This window comes from bacterium, from assembly GCA_024228115.1.
Lineage (GTDB): Bacteria > Myxococcota_A > UBA9160 > UBA9160 > UBA6930.
In genome coordinates this window covers 20,676-41,430 of sequence record JAAETT010000669.1, presented here as the reverse complement: position 1 = coordinate 41,430, position 20,755 = coordinate 20,676, and the positions used below count along the sequence as shown (strand labels likewise).

22 protein-coding genes, 1 tRNA gene and 1 pseudogene are annotated in these 20,755 nt (G+C 63.9%); 6 read left to right on the top strand and 18 right to left on the bottom strand.

Annotation, left to right across the window (positions count from 1 at the left end; genetic code table 11):
- Positions 1-336 precede the first annotated feature (336 nt).
- The 4 genes from GY937_27880 to GY937_27865 all read right to left on the bottom strand — a co-directional run bounded on the left by GY937_27880 (position 337) and on the right by GY937_27865 (position 2,591).
- Positions 337-885: a hypothetical protein gene (locus GY937_27880; protein MCP5060534.1), complete on the bottom strand. Its 549-nt coding sequence runs from the start codon at positions 883-885 to the stop codon at positions 337-339.
- On the bottom strand, positions 886-1,005 hold the full coding sequence (locus GY937_27875) for a hypothetical protein (protein ID MCP5060533.1): 120 nt from the start codon (positions 1,003-1,005) through the stop codon (positions 886-888).
- A gap of 212 nt (positions 1,006-1,217) precedes the next feature.
- Positions 1,218-1,715 carry a nuclear transport factor 2 family protein gene (locus GY937_27870; GenBank protein MCP5060532.1) on the bottom strand — a complete coding sequence of 166 codons (498 nt, stop codon included), beginning with the start codon at positions 1,713-1,715 and terminating at the stop codon, positions 1,218-1,220.
- A 48-nt stretch (positions 1,716-1,763) separates the two neighbouring features.
- Positions 1,764-2,591, bottom strand: coding sequence for an SDR family NAD(P)-dependent oxidoreductase (locus GY937_27865; protein MCP5060531.1), 828 nt, complete (start codon positions 2,589-2,591; stop codon positions 1,764-1,766).
- A gap of 130 nt (positions 2,592-2,721) precedes the next feature.
- Between GY937_27865 and GY937_27860 the strand changes: the two genes are divergently transcribed.
- From GY937_27860 to GY937_27845, 4 genes are all read left to right on the top strand, one after another.
- Positions 2,722-3,288, top strand: a complete 567-nt coding sequence (locus tag GY937_27860) for a PadR family transcriptional regulator (protein MCP5060530.1) — start codon at positions 2,722-2,724, stop codon at positions 3,286-3,288.
- A gap of 28 nt (positions 3,289-3,316) precedes the next feature.
- Positions 3,317-3,862, top strand: coding sequence for a hypothetical protein (locus GY937_27855; GenBank protein ID MCP5060529.1), 546 nt, complete (start codon positions 3,317-3,319; stop codon positions 3,860-3,862).
- Positions 3,863-3,896: 34 nt separating this feature from the next.
- Positions 3,897-4,796, top strand: coding sequence for an SDR family oxidoreductase (locus tag GY937_27850; GenBank protein ID MCP5060528.1), 900 nt, complete (start codon positions 3,897-3,899; stop codon positions 4,794-4,796).
- Between the two features lie 116 nt (positions 4,797-4,912).
- The gene (locus GY937_27845) at positions 4,913-6,331 is read left to right on the top strand and encodes an FAD-dependent oxidoreductase (GenBank protein ID MCP5060527.1); all 1,419 of its coding nucleotides are present in this window, start codon (positions 4,913-4,915) and stop codon (positions 6,329-6,331) included.
- A 202-nt stretch (positions 6,332-6,533) separates the two neighbouring features.
- Here GY937_27845 and GY937_27840 read toward each other — a convergent pair.
- A tRNA-Arg gene (locus tag GY937_27840) sits at positions 6,534-6,610 on the bottom strand.
- A 128-nt stretch (positions 6,611-6,738) separates the two neighbouring features.
- Here GY937_27840 and GY937_27835 point away from each other — a divergent pair.
- Positions 6,739-7,395 carry a hypothetical protein gene (locus GY937_27835; GenBank protein ID MCP5060526.1) on the top strand — a complete coding sequence of 219 codons (657 nt, stop codon included), beginning with the start codon at positions 6,739-6,741 and terminating at the stop codon, positions 7,393-7,395.
- A 6-nt stretch (positions 7,396-7,401) separates the two neighbouring features.
- Here the strand turns inward: GY937_27835 and GY937_27830 are convergent, their stop codons facing one another.
- From GY937_27830 to GY937_27775, 12 genes are all read right to left on the bottom strand, one after another.
- Entirely contained in the window at positions 7,402-8,439 is a 1,038-nt protein-coding gene (locus tag GY937_27830; GenBank protein MCP5060525.1) for an ABC transporter permease, read from the bottom strand.
- 273 nt (positions 8,440-8,712) lie between these two features.
- A complete protein-coding gene (locus GY937_27825) occupies positions 8,713-9,576 on the bottom strand; it encodes an ABC transporter ATP-binding protein (GenBank protein MCP5060524.1) in 864 nt (287 codons plus the stop codon).
- On the bottom strand, positions 9,573-10,535 hold the full coding sequence (locus tag GY937_27820) for a NapH/MauN family ferredoxin-type protein (protein MCP5060523.1): 963 nt from the start codon (positions 10,533-10,535) through the stop codon (positions 9,573-9,575). The genes GY937_27825 and GY937_27820 overlap by 4 nt, the downstream gene beginning before the upstream one ends.
- On the bottom strand, positions 10,532-11,311 hold the full coding sequence (locus GY937_27815) for a 4Fe-4S dicluster domain-containing protein (protein MCP5060522.1): 780 nt from the start codon (positions 11,309-11,311) through the stop codon (positions 10,532-10,534). Before GY937_27815 ends, GY937_27820 begins: the two co-directional genes overlap by 4 nt.
- Positions 11,312-11,313: 2 nt before the next feature.
- On the bottom strand, positions 11,314-12,537 hold the full coding sequence (gene nosD, locus GY937_27810; GenBank protein ID MCP5060521.1) for a nitrous oxide reductase family maturation protein NosD: 1,224 nt from the start codon (positions 12,535-12,537) through the stop codon (positions 11,314-11,316).
- The gene (locus GY937_27805; GenBank protein MCP5060520.1) at positions 12,534-13,157 is read right to left on the bottom strand and encodes a hypothetical protein; all 624 of its coding nucleotides are present in this window, start codon (positions 13,155-13,157) and stop codon (positions 12,534-12,536) included. The genes nosD and GY937_27805 overlap by 4 nt, the downstream gene beginning before the upstream one ends.
- 3 nt (positions 13,158-13,160) lie before the next feature.
- Complete coding sequence (locus tag GY937_27800) at positions 13,161-13,862, bottom strand: c-type cytochrome (protein MCP5060519.1); 702 nt, start codon at positions 13,860-13,862, stop codon at positions 13,161-13,163.
- 13 nt (positions 13,863-13,875) lie between these two features.
- Positions 13,876-14,205 carry a c-type cytochrome gene (locus GY937_27795; protein ID MCP5060518.1) on the bottom strand — a complete coding sequence of 110 codons (330 nt, stop codon included), beginning with the start codon at positions 14,203-14,205 and terminating at the stop codon, positions 13,876-13,878.
- 92 nt (positions 14,206-14,297) lie between these two features.
- A complete protein-coding gene (gene nosZ, locus GY937_27790; protein ID MCP5060517.1) occupies positions 14,298-16,601 on the bottom strand; it encodes a Sec-dependent nitrous-oxide reductase in 2,304 nt (767 codons plus the stop codon).
- A 213-nt stretch (positions 16,602-16,814) separates the two neighbouring features.
- Positions 16,815-17,060, bottom strand: a complete 246-nt coding sequence (locus tag GY937_27785; protein MCP5060516.1) for a helix-turn-helix transcriptional regulator — start codon at positions 17,058-17,060, stop codon at positions 16,815-16,817.
- A gap of 206 nt (positions 17,061-17,266) precedes the next feature.
- Positions 17,267-17,695: a zf-HC2 domain-containing protein gene (locus tag GY937_27780; protein ID MCP5060515.1), complete on the bottom strand. Its 429-nt coding sequence runs from the start codon at positions 17,693-17,695 to the stop codon at positions 17,267-17,269.
- On the bottom strand, positions 17,692-18,282 hold the full coding sequence (locus tag GY937_27775) for an RNA polymerase sigma factor (GenBank protein MCP5060514.1): 591 nt from the start codon (positions 18,280-18,282) through the stop codon (positions 17,692-17,694). The genes GY937_27780 and GY937_27775 overlap by 4 nt, the downstream gene beginning before the upstream one ends.
- A gap of 183 nt (positions 18,283-18,465) precedes the next feature.
- Between GY937_27775 and GY937_27770 the strand changes: the two are divergent.
- Positions 18,466-20,178 (top strand): annotated as a pseudogene (locus GY937_27770) (amidohydrolase family protein).
- Between the two features lie 27 nt (positions 20,179-20,205).
- Here GY937_27770 and GY937_27765 read toward each other — a convergent pair.
- Positions 20,206-20,736: a hypothetical protein gene (locus GY937_27765; protein MCP5060513.1), complete on the bottom strand. Its 531-nt coding sequence runs from the start codon at positions 20,734-20,736 to the stop codon at positions 20,206-20,208.
- Positions 20,737-20,755: the final 19 nt, after the last annotated feature.

The following is a 20,755-nucleotide window of genomic DNA, read 5'->3' as shown; positions in this document are numbered from 1 at the left end:
CCGACGAGATCAACCGCTTCACGATCTCACCGGGCGAGCCGGACTGGCGCGGGCAGACCGATCGCATCCACCGCGCAGCGTCAACGTCGGACCCGCCGTGTACGAAGAGATCACGCTCTTCATACTCGACGACCCGGCGGCCGATCCCCAGCCGAGCCATGGATCAAGAAACCCCGTGGCGGGTGTCCGAATAGAGCCTGGAATCAGTCGCACTGAAGTGGCCGTGTTGGGTGGCGGGGGAGAAGCCTCGTAACTCCTTCCTCTCACACTCGCAGGGGCAGTTCAATGTCCGGCCTTCACCTCAATACGGCGGATTGGAGCTAGATGATCAGATTTCTACGGTTTCTCGTGATCGCCAACAGGCCCGCCGTGGCGTCTGGCGGGCGCTGGGTGGATCTCGGTGATTCGGCCCACGGGTGCGGGCACACGGGCCCCGTCAGGATGTCTGGGTGGTTCCGTCGCGCCAGTGGTCTTGCGCCGCAGCGCGAGGAGGCGCTCGACGCGTGCGAGCGCGTCGGCGTCGTTGGTATCGCGCGCCTCGACCAGGCACTGGATTCGACGCGCCGCTCCAGCGAGTACCCGTGCCACTTCGTCGGGCTCGGGCGGTGGCAACGGAATAACGTGCGCGGGATGTCTCCGGCCCATCGCGTAGGGATAGACCCCGTCGACTGCGAGAGTGTGGAAGTGGACGTTCGGGTCTAGCGCAGACCCGAAGCATTGAATGAACGTGCCCGCGCTGCACTGCTCTGTCGGAAGGCTCCACTGCCTACGTGCACGTCTGCGAAGCTCCGCGAACAGCGAGCGGACGAAGGCGCGCAGCACAACGCTCGTGAGCTTCGTGTCGTACGCATAGCGATCGCGGAGCGGGTACGGGAGGGTGAGCACCTACTGGCGGATCGGCACCTCAGGTAGCACCCCATCGACCAGGTGCGCCGCGTTTCCCGACATTCGGTGCCCCCTGCACGAGGGACAGAAGCCGCGGCGCTTGCAGGAGAATGCGACCAGGCGATCGCGTCCACACCCGTCGCAGTGGAGACGGAGGACCGTTGTGCTTCCCGAGACAGGGCTGACACTTCATACCGGAGACATGGTTCCACAATCGGCATTTGGGGAGAGCCCGGATTCACCCGTGGCTCGGTTCGTCGAGTGCGAGCTGCGCGGCTACCTCGACTGCGTCGGTTGACTCGCCGATGTCGCCTACGACCCGCAGGTTCCCATCACATGGCCCGGTACAGCTCGTGACCGGCCTCCGAAATGTCCGGAGTATTCATGCGCCCGCCCTCGAACTGGGCGCCAGCGGATTGATCTTCGAATGGCTTCATCCAATCGAGCATGTACATACGCTTGGAGATGCGCCACTCGCCGTCACGCTTCTCGAACTCATCCAGGTAGCGTCCGCCAAACATCATGTTGAACTCGCTGCCAACGGATCCGGTCGTGATACCGTAGGACTCCGCCTGGGCCCGGTCGCCGTCCATCTTGAGCGAGGCACTGGACATCATATGCCAGCGCTTGGTGGCCTTTCGTTCATGCTCCATGACGAAGGGCACGTAAGCATCCGCACGGCCGACGAAGAAGCCGAAGTCGATTGCAGCGTCCGGCCAGTAGCAGGAGGCCTGCCCCTCATCGTCCAGCCAGTCCATCGTGCGGCTGATACGTTGTATCACTTCATTGATCGCCTGCTTGTCGAGCAGTTCCTGCAGTTTCTCGTCCACTGTTCGCTCTCCTCCGTACGCCCGAGTTCTGCGGCTCGGGCGCCCAGTCTAACCCCCGAATCCCATGACGAGCTTGCGCCCGTCCGCCATACCCTCGACGCGCTTTCGCAGTACGTCGATCCAGCCCGGGTGCGTGAGGATCCAGAACTCCTGGGCCCGGATCGCGTGGACGACCCGCTCTGCAGCCGTCTCCGGAGGGAGTCCGTCCCCGACCACCTGGGAGGCAAAGGCCTTGAATCGCTGGTTGGTTTCGGTCTCGGCGACCGCTTCGGGGCGGTTTCGCTCACTCTCGGTGATGCGCGTCGCGATGGCGCCAGGGCATAGGACCGAGGCGCCGATGGGGCTGCCTTCGGCAATCAGCTCGAGCTGGAGCGTCTCGGTAAGCGCCACGACGCCGAACTTGGCCACGTTGTAGGGCGCGATATCGGGCGCCGATTGCAGTCCCGAGCTCGACGCGGTGTTGACGACATGCCCTTCCCCGGCTTCGCGAATCAAGGGCAGGAAGGTCTTCACTCCGTAGATCACACTCCACAGGTCGACGCCGAGCACCCATTCCCAGTCCGCGACGCTCAGCTCTGCCACGCGGCCGGCGCGAACGACGCCCGCGTTGTTATGCACGACGTTGACCTTCCCGAAGGTTTCGATCGTCCGGTCGGCCAGGTGCTGGATGGCGTCCAGCTGGCTCACATCCGTGGGCACGCCCAACACCTCGTGGCCCTGGCTCCGCAGGGTGGAGACCGCAGCCTCGAGCGGCTCGCGCTCGATATCGGCCAGTACCACGCGCATTCCCTCTTGTGCGAATCGCAAGGCGGTCGCCAGTCCGATCCCACTGGCCGCACCGGTCACCACGGCCACTCTCCCCTCGAAGCCCTCCACTGTCAGCCCTCCCTTCGATCCCGGAACTCGAGTGTTGACCCAGCCTATATCTAACTGATATAGATCTCATGGGTAGCGCTCGCGACCCATGAGATCCACCCAGGGCGCCAGACGTGATGGAGGGCCCGCCGTGCCCCCCCCAAAGAAGCGTCGTCGCGGTTCGCGATATGCCGTGCTCGGCATGCTGAGTATGGGCTTGAAGACGGGCTATGCGATGAAGAAACACGTCGAAGGCAACCTCGGGCACTACTGGAGCGAGAGCTACGGGCAGATCTATCCGATCCTGCGCCAACTCGTGGACGAGGGGCTCGCGACCCGCACCGAAGAGAGGCGCAAGGGCAAGCCCATGCGCAACCTCTATTCGATCACAGCCTCGGGACGGAAGGAGCTGCGCGAGTGGCTCGCAATGCCGCCGGAGCCCCAGCCCCAGCGATCGGAGCTCCTGCTGAAGCTGAGCCTCGGCAATCGCGTCTCCTTGGAGACGTGCCAGAAGCTGATTCGCGATCACCGCCAGCAGTGCGAGCAAGACCTGGCGTATCTGGCCGACATCGAGTCCGCCCTATGCGGCCCGGGCGCGCAGCATCGGGATCAGCCCTTTTGGCTGATGACCCTGAGCCATGGTCGGGCGATCCGTGAGGCGGAGCGGGCCTGGTGCGGCCAGACTTTGGCGCACCTGCGCCGACTCGCCGCAAAATAGGAAACAATGAAGGAAGGAGGCGTATCCCATGGCTGATCCCAAGAGCGACGAGATCGAAGATCTTCGCAAACGAGTCCTACGCATCGAGGCGATCGAGGCCTGCCGAGCTCGTTTCAACGAGTACCTCTACTGCCTGGACGCAGGCCATCTCGAGGACCTGCTCGGCGTCTTCGCCGACGACGCTCGACTCGAGCTCCAGAACTTCCCCCCCGGCTCCGGCGACAATCTTCTCTACACGGGACCCGACGAGATCCGGGGACTCTTCACGGCCTTCGCGGGCGAGGGTGCGCGACATCATTCCGCGAACGTCTCGGTCGTCCCGAGCGAGGCGCTCGATCGGGTCGAGGTGACCGCCTACTTCCACACCGTGCTCGAGTACGCGCTCACTGGCGGCATCTACGAACTCCAGCTCCAGCCTCGGCTCAAGGCGTGGCAGATCGTTCGCATCCGCATCTCGAGCACCTGGGGATGGTCGGTCCCCCACTCGGATCCGCCCTTCCTCAAGAACGCGTTCGCCGCGGGCACCCTCCGCGACGGCCGCCCCCCGGTTCCGGGTCGGATCGACTGGGATTGACCACTCCACCTAGCAAGAGGTTTCACACATCACGATGAACGACAAGAAGAAGCGAGTCCTGGTCGCGGGAGCGACGGGCTATCTCGGCAAGTTCGCGGTGAAGGCTTTCAAGGAGCGGGGCTACTACGTTCGAGCGCTGACGCGCAGCGAAGAACGCCTCGCCGAGCCGGGCCCCTTCACCGCACCGGCCATCTCGAAAGACGACGTGGACGAGATCTTCGTCGGCGAGCTCACCCGGCCCGAGACCCTCTCCGGCTTGATGGACGACGTCGACCTGGTGTTCTCGTCGGTAGGAATCTCCCGACAGCGAGACGGGCTCACCTTCGAGCAGGTCGACTACCAGTGCAACAAGAACCTGATCGATCTCTGCCAATCGTCCGGAGTCCAGCGCTTCGTCTATGTGTCGATGCAGGGCGCCGAAAACATCATGCAGCTCGCCATCACCCAGGCTCACGAGAAGGTCGTCGACGCATTGAAGGATTCAGGGATGGAGTACCGGATCGTCCGCCCCTGCGGCTACTTCTCCGACATGGGTGTTCTACTGGACATGGCCAAGAAGGGTCGGGCCTACATGGTCGGTGACGGGAACAACAAGATGAGTCCCATCCACGGTCGCGATCTCGCTGAGGTCTGCGTGGACACGGCCGAGGGTGACGAGCTCGAGGTCGAAGCCGGTGGGCCGGATGTCATGACCCAGCGCGAGGCTGCCGAACTGGCCTTCGAGGTCGTGGGCAAGCCTGCCAAGATCACGGTCATCCCGATGTGGATGGCAAGGGGCCTCGTGAAGCTCATAGGCCTCCTGTCGACGCAGTTCGGTGATCTCGCGGACTTCATCATCACCGCCGGCGAAATCGACGGAGTCGGCCCGCCGCGAGGAAAGACCAGCCTGCGCAGCTACTTCGAAGCACTCCTCGCCGGGGCCCCGAACCCTTGACCGGATCTCGAACGCTCGAAGCGAGAGTGGAGAGCCGGCCCAGCGCCCCGTGTCTATTCGCCGCCCACGCCGCCGCCTCCATGGTGTGAAAGGTTGCCCTCATCTAGGAGCGAGTCATGACTCCGACAGAAACCGACAAGGATGGCAGCGTCGTCGTAGTCGGCGGCGGCATGGGAGGCATGGCGGCCGCCCTGCAGCTCCGCGCCAAGGGCCACACCGTCGTGCTGGTCGAGAAGAGCGAGCAGCTCGGAGGCATCGCGGCCAGCTTCGAAGAAAGGGGCGTACGCGGCTTCTACCCGCTCGCTTCTGGCGACTATTCGGCCTACGACGCGCTCTTCGAGCTGCATGGCAGGAAGGCCAGCGACTACTTCGAGGCGATCCACGTAGACGACATGCGTACCCGCTACGTCTACGATGACAAGACGAGCCTCGACCTCGGCAACCTCGAGTTCTCCCTGGCCAGCCTGAAGGAGAGGAGCGACGACCACGCGATCCAATACAAGGCCCTCTACGACCGCTCGCGCCGACAGTTCGAGCAGATGGGCGCCCCCACGGAGATCTTTGCGGACGTCGTCAGGGACTACGTCGAGGACGAACAGGTACGGATGGCCGTCGATTTCCGGACGTCCCTGTTGGGAGAGAATCCCTACTCCACGGGCAGCTTCTACATCATGATGCTGCACATGCAGGAGATGTGGGGGAGCTTCACCGCCGAGGGTGGCGTGGGTGCCCTCGTGGATGGCCTCGAAAGATTGATGCTCGACGTCGGCATCGAGGTGATCAAGGGCGACGGCGTCACCCGTCTGGTCTGCCGGAACGGCGAGGTCGAGCGCGCCGTACTGAGCTCGGGGAAGGAGATCGCGGTCAGCCACGTGGTGAGCAATATCTCGCCTCACGATCTCTATGGCAGATTGATTCCCGATGAATGCGGCGCGAAGTCGAGAGATCTCCTCGGCGACATCAAGTACTCGCCCAGCATATTCTCGTACCACTTCACGACGCGTCGGCCCTACTCCGACCTTCCGCCCATGACGGTCGTCTTCCCTGCCGATACGGAGAGGTTCTGCTCGCAGGTCTACGCTGAAGGCGTGATGCCGGACGAACTGCTGCTCGGCGTCTATCGCGGCGGCTTCTACGACCGCAGCTTCTCGCCGGAAGGCGGCGACCACTTCAGCGTCTACCTCTCGGTACCGAATCTCGAGTGCGACGTTCGCTGGGAAGAGGTGAGCGCCAAGCTCGTCGAAGACATCGTTGCGCGACTCGAGGAATACCTCCTGCCGAATCTGTCAGCGAACATCACCCAGGGATTCCACCGGACCCCCTTGGACCTGGAGTCCACGTGCTCGCTCCCCCATGGAGCGTGCTTCGGCCGTCAGGTGACGAGTCCGGAACTCGGCAAGGAGTTCTTTCCCAACGAGGATCCCGATCTTCACAACCTCTACCTCGTCGGTCACAACACGATGCCTGGTCCGGGCCTGAACGCGGTCCTGATGTCCGCGCAGTTCGCTGCGGCCAAGATCCCTGCCCCCGCTTGAGCCGTCCTTCGGCGGGTGGTGCACCCGACCCGGCCAACATCGACCGAGCCTGGCGCCGCGTTCGCCGCCGCGCACAGAAGCAGGGCGTCCGCCCTCTCAAGCTCCACTATGCCCGACACCGCTGGGCGACGATGAAACTGTCCCTATACGGCCCCCGCCGATGAAGACGCGTTGGATGAACCGCGTATCTGCGCGGAATCAATGGCACGCCGGGAGGGATTCGAACCCCCGACCCCCAGGTTCGAAGCCTGGTGCTCTATCCAGCTGAGCTACCGGCGCGCGAGCGACAGGAGTGTCGGCAATTGGTGTCGGAGCGTCAAACCGGGGGATTCGGCGGGCCAACACGCCCCGTCGCGGTAGAATCGGCGTCTGGGTAGCGTTCCTTCAGCTACCGGGAGGTGGGCGCAATGGCAGTTCCGGGTCTTCCCAGCTTCGAAAAGCGGCTCGTTCAGGCTCTTGCTGCCATCGCCGTGATCGCCATCACCGGGACGCTCGCGATCCTTCCCTACCGGCTCTACGAGCGGGATATCCGCAACGCGCAGCTCCACGCCCATCGAACTTCGGGGCTGGTACATGCGGCGCTCGAAGGGGCTCTCGAGCAGGGTTCGGATGTCGAAGCGCTGCTCGAGCGATTGCGCAGTATCTCCGACGCGGGAATTCGCCTGGAACCGTTGCCCGCTGAGACGGCCAAGCCCTCCCAGGGATGGGGGCGCGGCCGCAGCGAGGTGGACGGCACGACGCTCACCTACGTCGCGCCACCTTTGCGCGAAGCCGACGGCAAGCTCTGGTTGCTCGAGATGCAGCACGACATCGCGATGCTGAAGCGTGACTCCGTGCGTTTGATCATCGATTTGCTCGTCGCCGTGCTCGTCGGCTCAGCGATCTTTTCGGCAGGAATCTTCGTCCTGATTCGAGGCGGGCTATTGCGTCCGATGCGTCGCATCACGGACGAACTGGAGCGCGTCGCCAAGCACGGAGGCGAGCCGGATCTTCCCTCTCCCTCCAGCCGGGAGGTCGCCGCGTTTCGTCAGGCGGCGAGTCGACTCTCTCACCCCGAGAGTTGATTCCGATCAGGGAAGGTCCGAGTTCCGGAAGCGCCAGAACCCGAGCAGCGCGCACAAGCTGCCAAGGGCGGTCGGGTAGAACACGGCCCAGGCCAGGAAGCCCTTGGGGCCGAAGAAATCGAGGATCACGAAGGCCGCCGGGCCGAGCAGCACCAGATCCGGATCGAAGAGCGCCATCGCGGCGGTACGGAAGACCTGCAGAGGATTGGCGAGGGCAATGGCGACGGCCGTCTCGGCGGGAATGTGTTCCTCGATCAATGTGCCGAGCAGGATCAGATCGAGGAAGAGGACGAGGAAGAGCCAGAGCACGAAGGCGCTGCCCTGGGCGGCGTCGACCGAGCGGGCGAGCACCGATATCAGCATGCCGATGCCCAGGAAGCATGCCGTCAAAGCGAGCAGCAGCGCGGAATAGATGGCCAGGGTGGAGACCTGAAAGGGGATCTCCTGGATCCATCCCCAGGTGGCAGCGCCTAGCAATGCGATGAGGACGGGAAGGAAGACGAGGCCGAAGCGGGCGATGATTCGTCCCCAGTACCAGGCGCCGAGGCCGATGGGAAGTGCCAGCAGGTACTCGAAGATCCCAGCCTCCCGGTCTCCGGCCACCGAACGAACGGTCGTGACCAGCACAAAGATCGGCAGGATCGCCATGCAAACCTGGATGTAGGTCACGAGCAGGCGCGAGAGACCCATGAAGCCGAGGATGCGGGATTCGGTAAGCGTGAAGGCGAAGAGCAGGGCCACCAGGCCCGGAAAGACGAGGGCGTAGACCAGGAACCAGCGGGCGCGGAGCGACTCCGCCAGTTCCAGGCTGATCACATGGCGCAGTCCTCCGCTCGGCGCGGGCGCGTGCAATGCCTCGGGCTCCCTCGAAAGGGCCGGCACGGCGCCTGCTTCAGTGGGCAGTGTGTTCTCTTCGCTCACGTTCTCGTTCCCGCACCTGGTTTTCGACCGTCGCCCAATCGAGGTCGCCTTCGTCTTTTGTTGCGCCGTAGCCGTGGCCCATCGGGGTCTTGTGGCCCGTGCTGAAGCGGGCGCTTCGCGCATCGAGCCAGGCGTCGCCTTTCGCATCGCGGACCCAGATTTCGTCGTCGGGTGAACCCGCATCACCCTGCCCCAGGACAGCGCAGCCAGGATCGTCGAAGTGCCGCAAGGTGCCGTCGCTGGCCGAACGGATCTGCGTGGCAAAATGGCGATCACTGATGGTCATTCGGCAATGCTCGCAGCTGTCGCGATCCCAGGTGGGCTCGACGGGGCCTGTGCTCGGCTGCAATCCGCAGCCGGCCAGGAGAAGGATCAACACAAGGAGAATGGGCCGGCTCACGAGGGCTCCTTCGTTTCGATTTCGAGGCGGCGGATCACGCCGGAGTAGCGGGAGGCGGTGCCGAGAAAGCGCAGCCTGTCGGGGCCAGCAATCTCGCCGGAGAAGAGCAGGCCCGCTTCGTCTGCCGCGAGTGTCCAGTCGAGGAGGGCAGCTCGGCACGCGGTGTCCGGGCGCGCAAGCTCGACGATGCAGTGGAGGCGATCCGTGATCGCGCCTGCATCCGCTACCCGATCGTCGAGCACGACCTTTCCCAGGTCGAGTTCGACGACTCGCCCGACCAGGGGAGCGACTTCATCGAGGCGGTGGCTGGAGACGAGCATCGTGGCGTGGCCGACACGCTCCTCGAGGAGCGAGAAGAATACGCTCCGAGCATCCGGGTCGAGGTTTGCCGCGGGCTCATCGAGGAAGAGCAAATCGCAGGGCCGGCCCAGGGCGCAGGCGATCAGCAGCTTCTGTTTCTGGCCTCCGGAGAGTTTGACGAACGGACGCCCTGCCAGGCTGGCGAGATCGAGGCCCAGGCGCGCCGTTGTGTCGTCGATCCGTCCTGCGTCGCAGCCAGCGATTCGCGCCGTGAAATCGATCAGGTGACGTGCCGTCATGCGCAAGGGCGGCGGGAGCTGCGGGACGAAGCCGACCCTTCGCAACACTTCGCGACGATCCTTGCGGGGCTCCAGGCCGCCAATCGAGATCTCTCCCTCATACCGGTATTCGCCCAGGAGGCAGCGCACGAGGGTCGTCTTCCCGGCGCCGTTGGCGCCGACCAGGGCGATCCGGTCGCCGGCGCTGATGTCGAGGCTGAGATCATCGAGCACCGCCGCCTTGTCGAAGCGCTTCGTTACATGTTTCGCCTGGATCGTCATAGGATCCTGTCCAATCCCTTCACATTGAAGGTGAGTGAGCTGGTCGGGCAGATATCGACGCACAGGCCACAGCGCGTGCAATCCGGGCCGATATCCATGTGCGCGGCAGGGGCGCGGTTCTTGATGGTGAGATCGAGCACGTGAGGCACCTCGCATACTGCGCGGCACTCGCCCTCGTGTGCGCAGGCCTCCAGGTGGTACCGGATACGCACCGGCGCCGCTGCTCCGAGCACGCCGTAGGTGAGGCCGATCGGACAGACGTAGCGGCACCAGGCCCGCCGCGAATAGACCACCTCGAAGACGAGAAGCAGCAGCACCCAGAGAAGCGCCAGGCTCGGGCCGTAGACGAGGGCGCGGCTCAGTACGCCGATCGGGTTCACGGTGAGGAAGAGCGCGTGTCCGGTGACGAAGGCGAGGAGTGCGAACATCACCCAGAAGACGACGCGCACACCCCGGTGGAGCGCGTGATCCTGCACGAGCCCTTTCTTGGCCAGCCATACGTGCGCCATTTCGGCGAACTCGGCGACCAGATGGTAGGGGCAGACCCAGGAGCAGAAGGCGCGCCCTCCGATCAGGCCCCAGAGCAGGAGGATCGTCACGCTTCCGATCACCAGATTCACGGCGACGTGCTTCTCGGCGAGCACCACGAGCAGGCCGGAGTAGATGTCCGCCATGTGGAAGCCCAGGAAGCGGGAGGCGGTGAGGGATCCCTCGAGGATCTGGATGTCGAGGAAGAAGGAGAGCGTGAAGAGCAGGTTCACACCGATCAGGACCGCCCAGCGGCGATTTCGCCAGGTATGCACGGTCTTGGCCTGGGCAATCTCTTCGATCAGCCGAGCGATGTTGACTCCGCCCTTGCCGCGTTTGCGGGCGTGGAGGATCTCCGCCATGTCGGTTTTCTGTTTGGGCTTTTCCGGAGCACGCCCGAGCATCACGCCGATGTCGCGCAGCAATCTCATGCCCGGGCTTCCGCGGCGGATGGAATGATCTCGATACAGGTCGGTTCCTCAGGGCAGATCATCTCACAGACGCCGCAGCCAACGCAGGCGTCGCCGACTACCGGCGTGGAGCCCTTGCCGTCCGGAAGCGGCTCCAGGCGGAGGGCGGTCGTACCGATCGGGCACTCTCGCACGCAGAGATCGCAGAGTTCCACGTCGTACTCGTAATCTCGTACCGGCTGCGGAACCCAGCGATCGATTTCTTCGTAGCGCAGGCGCCCGGGAAACTGCCCACCACGCGCAGGTCCGCGAAAGCCCTCTCCGCGCCGTGCAAGGCAGGCATCGGGCCGGCTCAGCTTCGCGATGCCGATGGAGACTTCCTCTTTCGCGCCAAGCTCATGGCTGAGTGCGCCCGTGGGGCAGGCGAGAATGCAGGAGAGTGCGTCGCAAGAGAAATCGCAGGCCTGATCCCGCGGCTCGATGTACGGGGCGCCGTGTCCGAGGCCATCGTTCAAGTCCGCGAGCAGGATGGCTTCGACCGGACAGACCTGAACGCATTGGCCGCACTTGATGCAGGCACCGAGGAATGTCGTCTCTTCCTCCAAGGCGCCAGGCGGTCGCAAGCGAAGCCGGCCGAATCGCCGGCTCACCCAGGAGAAGACCGGTTGCAGGGCCACGATGGCTCCGGTCACGACGCCGGCGCGCAGGAAACGCCGGCGATTCTCTTCCTGGCGGCTCAATCTGCGGCGCGGCCGCCGCTTCTGGGTCTTCTTCTTCTGCTCCGACGTGTCGCTCATGGTCAGAAACCCCGCGGCTCGAAGCGCGGGCTCGGATCCTCCAGGATCTGCAGCGGATCGATGAACGGAGCCAACCGGTCGAGGAAATCGAGGACCTCGAAGACAGGGGAGGCGCGGAAGAACGCCGCCGCCGGCTTGTCCATCCACATCCGGTCGGAGTAGGCGAACGCCTTGTGGGGGAGGTCGCCCCCTCCGTCACCATCCCGGTCGAAGCCCTGGTAGTCGTCCCAGTAGTTGCCTTTCCAGGTGTGGGCCATGGCGTGGCCACCACCGCGCACGGCCACCTGGGTGAAGTTGTCGACGAAGTCGTTGTTGGCGAAGAGGTTGCCGCGCCACTGGCTATGAAAGAGGACGCCGACGCCGTTGTAGGCCAACTGGTTGCGTTCGAACCTGTTCGCCCGATCCGTTTCATAGGGTGAGATGTCGAGATAGATGCCCTTGGCGCAGTAGATGATCTCGTTCTCTTCGAGGACGACGCCGCTGCTCTCCTTGAATCCGACGCCCATGCCGGTCGCGCCCTGTGCGCCGACGATGCGGTTGCGCCGGATCTCGACGTCGTCGCTGTACATCAGGAAGATGCCGACCATGTTGTCGCGATAGTCGTTCTCCTCCACCTCGTTGCGTTTCGCATACATGAAGTGGAGGGCGTAGCGGCTGCCTCGTACCCGATTGCCGATGATCCGATTGTCGCCGGAGTACCAGACCACCATGTCACGGGCATTCTCGATCTGGTTGCCCAGGATCTGGTTGCGTTGGCTGTACCAGAGCCGGATGGCATCTCCCCGAATACCGAGTTCGAGATCCTTGGAACGAATCCGGTTGTTGCGGACGATGTTGTCATCGGACTGGGCCAGATCTACGCCGAAGAGGCAATCCTCGATGACGTTGTCTTCGACGACGTTGTGGTCGCCGCGTATCTGGACACCGGCGTCGAGCGTGTCGTGATTCTCGCCGGAGCCTCGCAGGGTGAGCCCGCGAAGCTGGGCGCCATTCGTTTCAAGGACGAATACGGAGCCCTTGCCGCCAGAATCGACCGTGGCCTTGCCGGCGCCATCGATCAGGATCGGCAGCGTGACGACGACGGGCCCGGCGTACACGCCCGGCTCGAGTCGCAGCTCTCCGCCGGCTGGCGTTGCGTCGATCAACTTCTGGAGGGGGCGGATCTCTTCCCCATTTGCGGCAACGGCCGCGAGCAAGAGGAGGGCCACGGCTCTCCAGGCCATCATGATCCGATCCGGAGCTCTTTTCGCCGAAGCAGGGTCGCCACAAGTACGCAAAGCGAGGATGCGATCGAGAGGGCGAATCCGTAGTGCGGGTAGGCGTAGGTGGAGAACTGGGCCACCTTGCCCTCGCCCATGATGGTCGGCATGAACGGCTTCACGGTGAAAGCCGCCCAATCGTGCAGGTTGTGCCCGAACCACCACATCCAGGCGGTGAAATCGATCAAGAACGCCACGGGCGCGAGGATCGCCGGCAGAGCCAACACCCACCAGAACGGGCCGCGGTAGAAGAGGAGCACGATCAGGGCCAGGCCGAACGCGAGGAAGAGATAGGGTGCCGCCGCGAATTCCAGCACAGCACCCTTCTCGATCGGCGCCATCCCGATGTAGTGGTTGATCGTGTTCATTTCGAAGACGCAATCGAGCGCTTCCTCTTCCTCGACCTCCTCACGAGCCACCAGCCTGCAGCCGTTCTCCACGCCGTTCCAATGCATGTGGATGCGCACGCCACCCGGAAACGTGTGTTCCGGGTAGTTCGGTGCCTTCAGCGAGACCCACCAGAGCGGCGAGAAGAACGACGCCGCCATGAGCAGAAGCCCTGCGATGGTGAGCCCGCGGAATGCCAACGTCTATTCGCCTGCCGAACGCTCGGGCCACTCGAGACGGGACATGTAGTCGACGACCGCGTCGAGCTGGGCGTCCGTGTACTTCTTCACGATCTTGACCATGTCCGGGTTGGCGTTGCGCCGCCGGCCGTCACGGATATCCGTGACCTGTCGCAGCATGTACTTGTAGTGCTGGCCGGCCAGGACCGGATAGAATTTCTCCGTCGAGCCCTCACCGTTCTGGCCGTGGCACTCGACGCAATTCGCGTCGTAGAGCTTCTTGCCCTCGTCGAGGTGTTCGCCGGAGCCGCGCCCGTTGTCGCCAGGGATTGGAAGCGTCTGGATGAATGCGCAGACGTCCGCGAGTTCCTGGGCATCGGTCATGCTCTTCGCGAACGGATACATGATCGGGTTGTCGCGAAGGCCACCGCGGATGTCGGCGATCTGCTTGATCAGCACCGTGGCGTGCTGGCCGGCGAGCTGCGGGAAGGTGCCGTCCGGGCGGCCGGCACCGTTCGGCAGATGGCAGGCCGAGCAGATCTCGAAGATCTCTTCGCCGTTCTCCGGGTCACCGGTGAGCTCGAGGGCCTCGATCTTTTCGCCCTTGGCTTCGTTCCACGTGTAGCCCTCGGACTCGATGCCCTCCTGCTTCGGTTGCGGCTGCGCCTGAGCCGCTGCCGGCAAGAGGAAAGCAAGGGCAAGAACGATGAGTGTAGGTCGGTTCATGTTGGTCTTCCTTCTAATCGAGGCTGGAGATCCAGTTCGCGATCGCCTGCATTTCCTCGTCGGTGACGAGGTGCATCACGCCGCTCATGGCTGCAGTGTTTCCGTTCGACCGGGCTCCGCTCTTGATGTCCTTCATCTGTTGAAGGGCATAGGCTGCATTTTGTCCGGCCAGCTTCGGATACTCGGGCAGGATCGGCGTCTTCGCGTCCGGCCCGTGGCAAGCGATGCAGGTGCGCTGCGTGTAGAGGGTAGCGCCGTCCAACTCCTCGCCCATGGCCGGGAGCGCCAGCCCCAGCAGAAGGCCGATGAGCCCCACGCTGGAACTCGTCTTTAAGATCCTCATTTTCTCTTCCTCCATGTAGGACGGGGAACGGGGGTGGGGGGGAGTTGTTTTCCCCCCTCACCCCCGTCAGGCCGGAATGAAGCGCGCGAGCGCTACTTCACTGTCTTCGAGCCGTGCTCTTCCAGGTAGGTCTTCGCACGGAGCCCGATGTCCGCCGCCTTGACCTGGTACTGCCACCACTGACCCGCCCAGAGTGTGGCGCTGTTCCAGGACCCCTTCGCGGCCTCTTCCTCGGACCGCGTTTTGGCTTCTCCAGCCCGACCGAGCTGATCGGTCGCGTCCTCGACGAGGGCCACGACATCCGGGAAGTCCTGGTAGTTCTGGCTCGTGATGAAGCCCACCACCCCGTCGATGACGGCCTGGGTCTCCACATTCGTGGCGACCTGCTTGTCATAGTCGGCCTGGGTGTACTCTTCCTTCGCCATCAACTCGCCGACCTGGGCCTTGTAGCCCTTCGGCTTGACCAGCAGATACCCCTGCATCTCCAGGTGGAGCGCGGAGCAGAACTCGGTGCAGTAGTAGGGGAACACGCCGGGAGTGTCGGCCACCATGCTCACGGTTGACGTCTCGCCGGGCTCGAAGGAACCGTGGACGTTGTACTTGCCGATGGTGAAACCGTGGGTCTGATCCTCGGCCCGCTCGAGGTTGGTCAGGTGGACGACCAACTCATTGCCCTCATCGATCTCGATGATCTCCGGGGTGATGTGGGAGCGGATCAACGTCCCCCAGACCTCGACCTTGTTTCCGGTCTTGACGATGCGTTCCTGGCCCGCCCGCGTCTTGTGCTCCGAGATCTCGCCCGTACGGGGGTTGGTGCCGCTCTTGTAGCGGATCTTGGGCTTGATGAGCTTCGCATCGATGCCCACGACGTAATGCGGCTCGCCAAGGGGCAGCGGCATGTCGTAGAGCAGCTGCATCTCGTCCGTCGAGATGTCGATCAGCTGATGGTTCTGCGGATGCAGCGGCCCGACCGGGTTGAAGCGGTCGATGGCGAGCTTGTTGAGTGCCACCAGGTACTTCCCGTGCGGTTTCACGGTGTCGCCATGCATCGTCATCAAGTGGCCGATGTTGTAGTGGATCGGGATCCGGCTGAGCAGCTTGCCCTCGATGTAGTTCCAGCGTGCAACCATCGAGTCCACGTAGAGCGACGTGTAGGCGACGCCCTTCACGGAATCGTACTGGGTATGCAACGGCCCGAGGCCCAGCTGCACCTGGGTATGCAGGGCCTTCTTCATGTCGAGGATCGGCAGACCGTAGGGGTCGGTATCTGCGTAATCCTTCGCATCGATCAGGGCCTTGATCTTCGACCACTTGAAGACGGAGGTGTGGGTGTCGAGCTTGCCCGAGACCACCATGTACTCACCGTCCGGGCTCACATCGATTCCATGGGGGCTCTTCGGCTCGGGAATCAGGTGGACCAGGCCCTCCTTGATCGTCGTCTCGAGCATGATCACCGGGAAGTCGTTGATCATCTTGACCTTCCCGGCAGCGGCAACCTTCACCGCCTTCTTCCAATCGATGACGTGGAGGTAGTCCGTGTCCTTCGCTGAACAGCCGGCTTCGAAGGGCGGACGATCCCGCTCGATGCCACCGACGTAACGCTCACTGCAGAACGAGTTCACGAACGCGAAACCCTCGCTCGGGCCCTTGCCGAAGTCCGAGAGATCCTGGCTGTAGGGCGGCAGCTCGATCGCGAAGGAATTCTCCTTCTCGAGCCGGCCTTTTTCGCGGTTGAACTTCCAATAGGTCACGCCCCCCCGGTACTTCTCGTTGAAGAGCTCGAGAGGCGCGTACTCGCCGCCGAGGGGCGCCGCGTATTGCGCGGGCTCCATCAGCCATTCCGTGTTTCCGGTGACGAAGGCGCCGCCGTGTTCGCTCTGGAAGACCGGATTCACGACGATCTGCTTCGTCTCGAAATCCTTCAGGTCGATGACTGCGAGGCGCGGGTTGGATTTGTCGTTGATGAACAGGAACTCGCCGTCGTAGTCTCCATTCGTCTCCGAGGGTGCAGGATGGTGGGTGTCGCCCCAGGTGATGTCCCGGCCGTTGATTCGGCCCTGGTTCAGCACCGCCTTGGACTCGTCCTCGAAGCCGTGGCCCTGCCAGGGCTCCGGGGTGAAGACGCCGATGTACTTGAGGATCCGCATCGAGGGGATCCCGTAGGCGATGACATGGCCGCTCTGGCCACCGGACGCGAAGGCGATGTACTCGTCTCGGCCCCCGGTGGGCGTATAGGTCTTGGCGGCTGCCAGCAGGTTCTCCTGGGTGAGCCCCCGCTTCTTCATCACTTCCTGAAGTGTCTCAGCAGAACTGGGGCTCGCGCTCAGCACGAGTGCAACGCCAATCAGCGCTACTCCGAATCCGTGAACCCATCCTCTGACCGATCGCCCCGACATAGCTGTCCCTCCGCTGGATGATCGACACGATCGCCCAAGTGCCCCGATCTGCAAGGGGCGTTCCGGGGCGAAGAGGTCAGATAGAGCAGTGACGCTCGATTAGAAAGGGACACCAGGCTACACCCAAGCGATATCGGGGCATTCTGGTGTGGGCTGAATCGATGCCACAACTGGGACGTTCGTAAGGAACGTCTCGGCCATGCCTTCGAGTTGCTACGCGCTCTCGCTGATGGCTGCGACGGCGGCGGCGCGTACCGGAACCCGCACGGGTCGGGGGAAGTAGTCCGCCCGCAGTTCCCACGGCACACCGAGTGCGGTGAGGATCTTCCGCTTGGTCGCCTGTCGACAGGCCTGGCCCTTTTCGATGGCGTGAATGGTGCGCGGAGAAACATGCGCACGGCCCGCCAACTCGGCCTGTGTCCAGCCGAGGGCTTGTCGCGCTGCGCGAATGCGGTTCATCTAGGGGGGTGCCTCGATCTCGAACCCCGCAAGGGGCATCGCGGAGGTTAGCGATCGTGCAGCGCGGGGGCGAAGTCCGGAGAACCCCACATGCCTGCTCGGATCAACAATATCCCAACGAAAACGGAGAGTTGAGAGAAATCAACGACGTGGATCTTGGTGGGTGAAAAAGCCCTCGACAAAAGAGCTTTGCAAAGCGTGCGGCTCTAGCGCCAGCGACCCATGGGAATCAACTCGGTATCGGGAATGGGAACCACGCCTGCCATGGCGACCGGTGCTTCGGTGGTTTTCGGGGCTGGATCCCACGTGCCCCCGGTCAGCACGATGGCGAGCATGGCGGCGGCGGCCAGGGCGCCAAGGGCCGACATTCCGACCCTTTCTCCGAGGCTCGGCTCCGGATCGACGATCCAGCGGGATAGCGCGCGCAACCGATCGACCTGGCCTTCCGGGGCTTCGAGAGGGACGAGTGAGAGCGGCAATTGGGCCAACAGGCTCTCGCAAGCATCGAATTCGGCCAGCGTGCGACGGCACGTCCCGCACTCGACGGCATGCTCTCGCACCTGGGCTTCGAGGGGTGCGGCCAGGGTTCCGTCCAGCAGCTGGGGGAGCAGATGGCGGGCCTTCCAATGAATCACGGTTCACTCCTTCCAACGTCGCGCAGCAGCGGCCCGAGGGCCTCGCGGAGTTCCTCTCTCCCCCTTCGCAACCAGGTGCCGACCGTGGCCGGCGGTACGAGTTCACGCTCGGCGATTTCTACGTTCGTGAGCCCGTGATGAATGCGCAACACGAGCGCTCGGCGATGTTGGGGTTTGACCTCCAGCAGGGCCTTGGCGACGGCTGCCAGGATCTCTCCTTCGAGCACCTGCGCCTCGGGGCCCGGGCTGGCGTCGCCATGCATCCGCGCTTGGGAGAGCACCTCTCGTTCGAGCCCGACGCGGCGTTTGCGCGATCGGAGGAGATTGACCGAGCCATTGACCGCGGACCGGTAGAGGTAGGACCAGAGGCTGGCGGTTCCGTCGTAGGCCGCTCGGGGCAGTGCCACGAAGACCCGCTGTACCACGTCCTCGGCATCCGCCTGGTTCCCGACGATCCGGTACGCGACCCCTTCGAGACGTCGGCGATAGCGCGAATGCACCTCGGCCATGGCGCCTTCGTCGCCCGCCAGCCATCGCCGGTCGAGCTCGGGATCGGCCGGGCTCGTCGTAGCGGCTCGCCCAATCATCCGACCGATTCGATTCGTCGTGGTGCCTTCCAAAAAGCGCTCCCCAGAAACGCGTCTCGCTTGCCCACTATGACACGAACGGGGCGTGTCGCGTTTCATTCTCTTGAGCCCCGCGGGGCGCACCCAACCCTCTCCAGGGCCAGGTAGGATGGGGCCACGTTCCGAACCCATCTGGAGAATCCCATGCACGATCTCGTGGTTCGCGGCGGCACGCTCGTCGACGGCACCGGCAGCCCGCCCCGCCAGGCCGACGTTGCCATCCAGGAAGGCCGGATCACCGAAGTAGGCGAGGTGACGGGCTCGGGCCGGGAAGAGATCGATGCCAAGGGCATGCTGGTCACACCGGGCTTCGTCGACATCCACACGCACTACGACGGCCAGGCCACATGGGATCCGCTTCTCGCGCCCTCCTGCTACCACGGCGTGACGACCATCGTGATGGGCAACTGTGGTGTGGGCTTCGCCCCCGTGCATCCAGGTCAGGAGGATTTCCTGATCCAGTTGATGGAGGGTGTCGAAGACATTCCCGGCACCGCACTCCACGAGGGCATTGCCTGGAACTGGGAGACCTTCCCGGAGTACCTCGATTGCCTGGCCGGGTTGCGTTTCTCGATGGATCTGGGAACCCAGGTGCCTCACGGTTCCGTACGTACCTACGTCATGGGTGAGCGCGGCGCGAACAACGAGCCGGCCACGGCCGAGGATATCGCGTCGATGGCGGCGATCGTGAAAGAAGGCATCGCAGCGGGGGCCCTTGGCTTTTCGACCTCCCGCACGATCGCCCATCGGGCAATCACGGGCGAGCCGGTGCCGGGAACATTTGCTGCCGAAGACGAGCTCTTCGGGATTGGTCGCATGTGAGGTGAGCTCGGCAAGGGCATATTCGAGGTCGCAGGTGCCGGAGCGGCTGGTGAGGACGTGGCTGCACCGAAGACGGAACTCGACTGGATGCGCAGACTCTCCGCTGAGATCCATCGGCCGGTTTCCTTCGCCATGCTCCAGGTCGATTCGGCGCCTCGGCTCTGGCGGGAGCTCCTGGAGCTCTCGGCAGAAGCCACGACCGACGGTGCCCAGCTCTTCCCTCAGGTGGCAGGCCGCCCCTTCGGGATGTTGGTCGGCCATCAGACGGACATCCATCCCTTCTCCGATCGGCCCACCTTCGCGAAGCTTCTGGGGCTTCCATTCGAAGAGAGGATCGCGCAGCTGCGGGATTCGGCGGTGAAGAGGCAGATCCTGTCCGAGACACCGGCCGAGCCCAGCCTGTTGCTGTCTCAGCTCGGCAAGTGGTTCCCGATGGGGGACCCGCCGAACTACGAACCTGGCTACGAGGATTCGATCGAAGCGCTGGCGAAACGCGCCGGCCGGGATCCGCTGGAGTTTCTCTACGACAAGATGCTCGAGAAGGACGGCAAAGAGCTTCTGCTACTGCCCGTGTTGAACTACAGCGACCTGATCGCCGATCCCATTCGCGAGATGATCTACCACCCCAACGCGGCGCTCGGTCTCGGCGATGGCGGAGCCCATTGTGGAATCATCTGCGACGCCAGCATCCAGACCTTCATGCTCACCCACTGGGTTCGCGACAGGACACGCGGCGAAAAGATCCCCGTCGAGTTCGCGGTGAAGCGCATGAGCATGGACACCGCCTCACTCTACGGTCTGGGCGATCGTGGCGTAGTGGCTCCCGGCCTGAAGGGCGACCTGAACGTGATCGACCACGATTCGCTGCGTCTCGAACTCCCCGAGATGATCTTCGACCTCCCGGCGGGCGGAAAGCGGCTGATGCAGCGGGCGCGGGGATACCAGGCGACGGTCGTATCGGGAACGGTGACGATGCGGGAGGACGAGCCGACCGGAGAATTGCCCGGGAGGTTGATTCGCGGCGCTCGCGCCTGAAGCCTCGCGTCCGACCCCGAAGCCAGGCTAGGGAGCGGGCGGAGGCAGTATCATTCGGGCCGCGACCGCCTGGTTGGTGAACGCGATCTGGCCGCCTGGCATTTCGACGGAATGGGTCTGCTGGACCGTGAGGGGAACGCTGCTCTGGATCGTGGCGAAGCCCTGGGCGTACGGCGGGATCGGGAAGGGCGGAGGAACGATCTGATTCTGCAGGTCGAGCGCGTCCTGGCAGCTGGCTTGGCTTGCAGCCCCGGCCGGCAGGGTGGCAGCGGCGCGATCGGAGACCCAGCCCGGGAAGAGATTCCCGGCCGGGTAGGTGAGGGCGAGGCCGACGTAGACGGTTGCGTCTACCGTGTTGGAGTTGATCGCGTGGATCACCGTGGCGTGGTCGCCTGTCAAGATGCGGCCCGGATCGGTCGCGTTGCTGCCACAGGTGAACGGCACGGAGTACTCGTACCAGTAGATGACCCGTCTCTTTTTCCTGGCCAAGGAGGAGGCGGGAGCGAGAAACGTCACCGCGAAGGCGGCGATACAGACCAGGGCAAGTAGGCGTTTCATTTTTCTGGGGGCTCCCTGA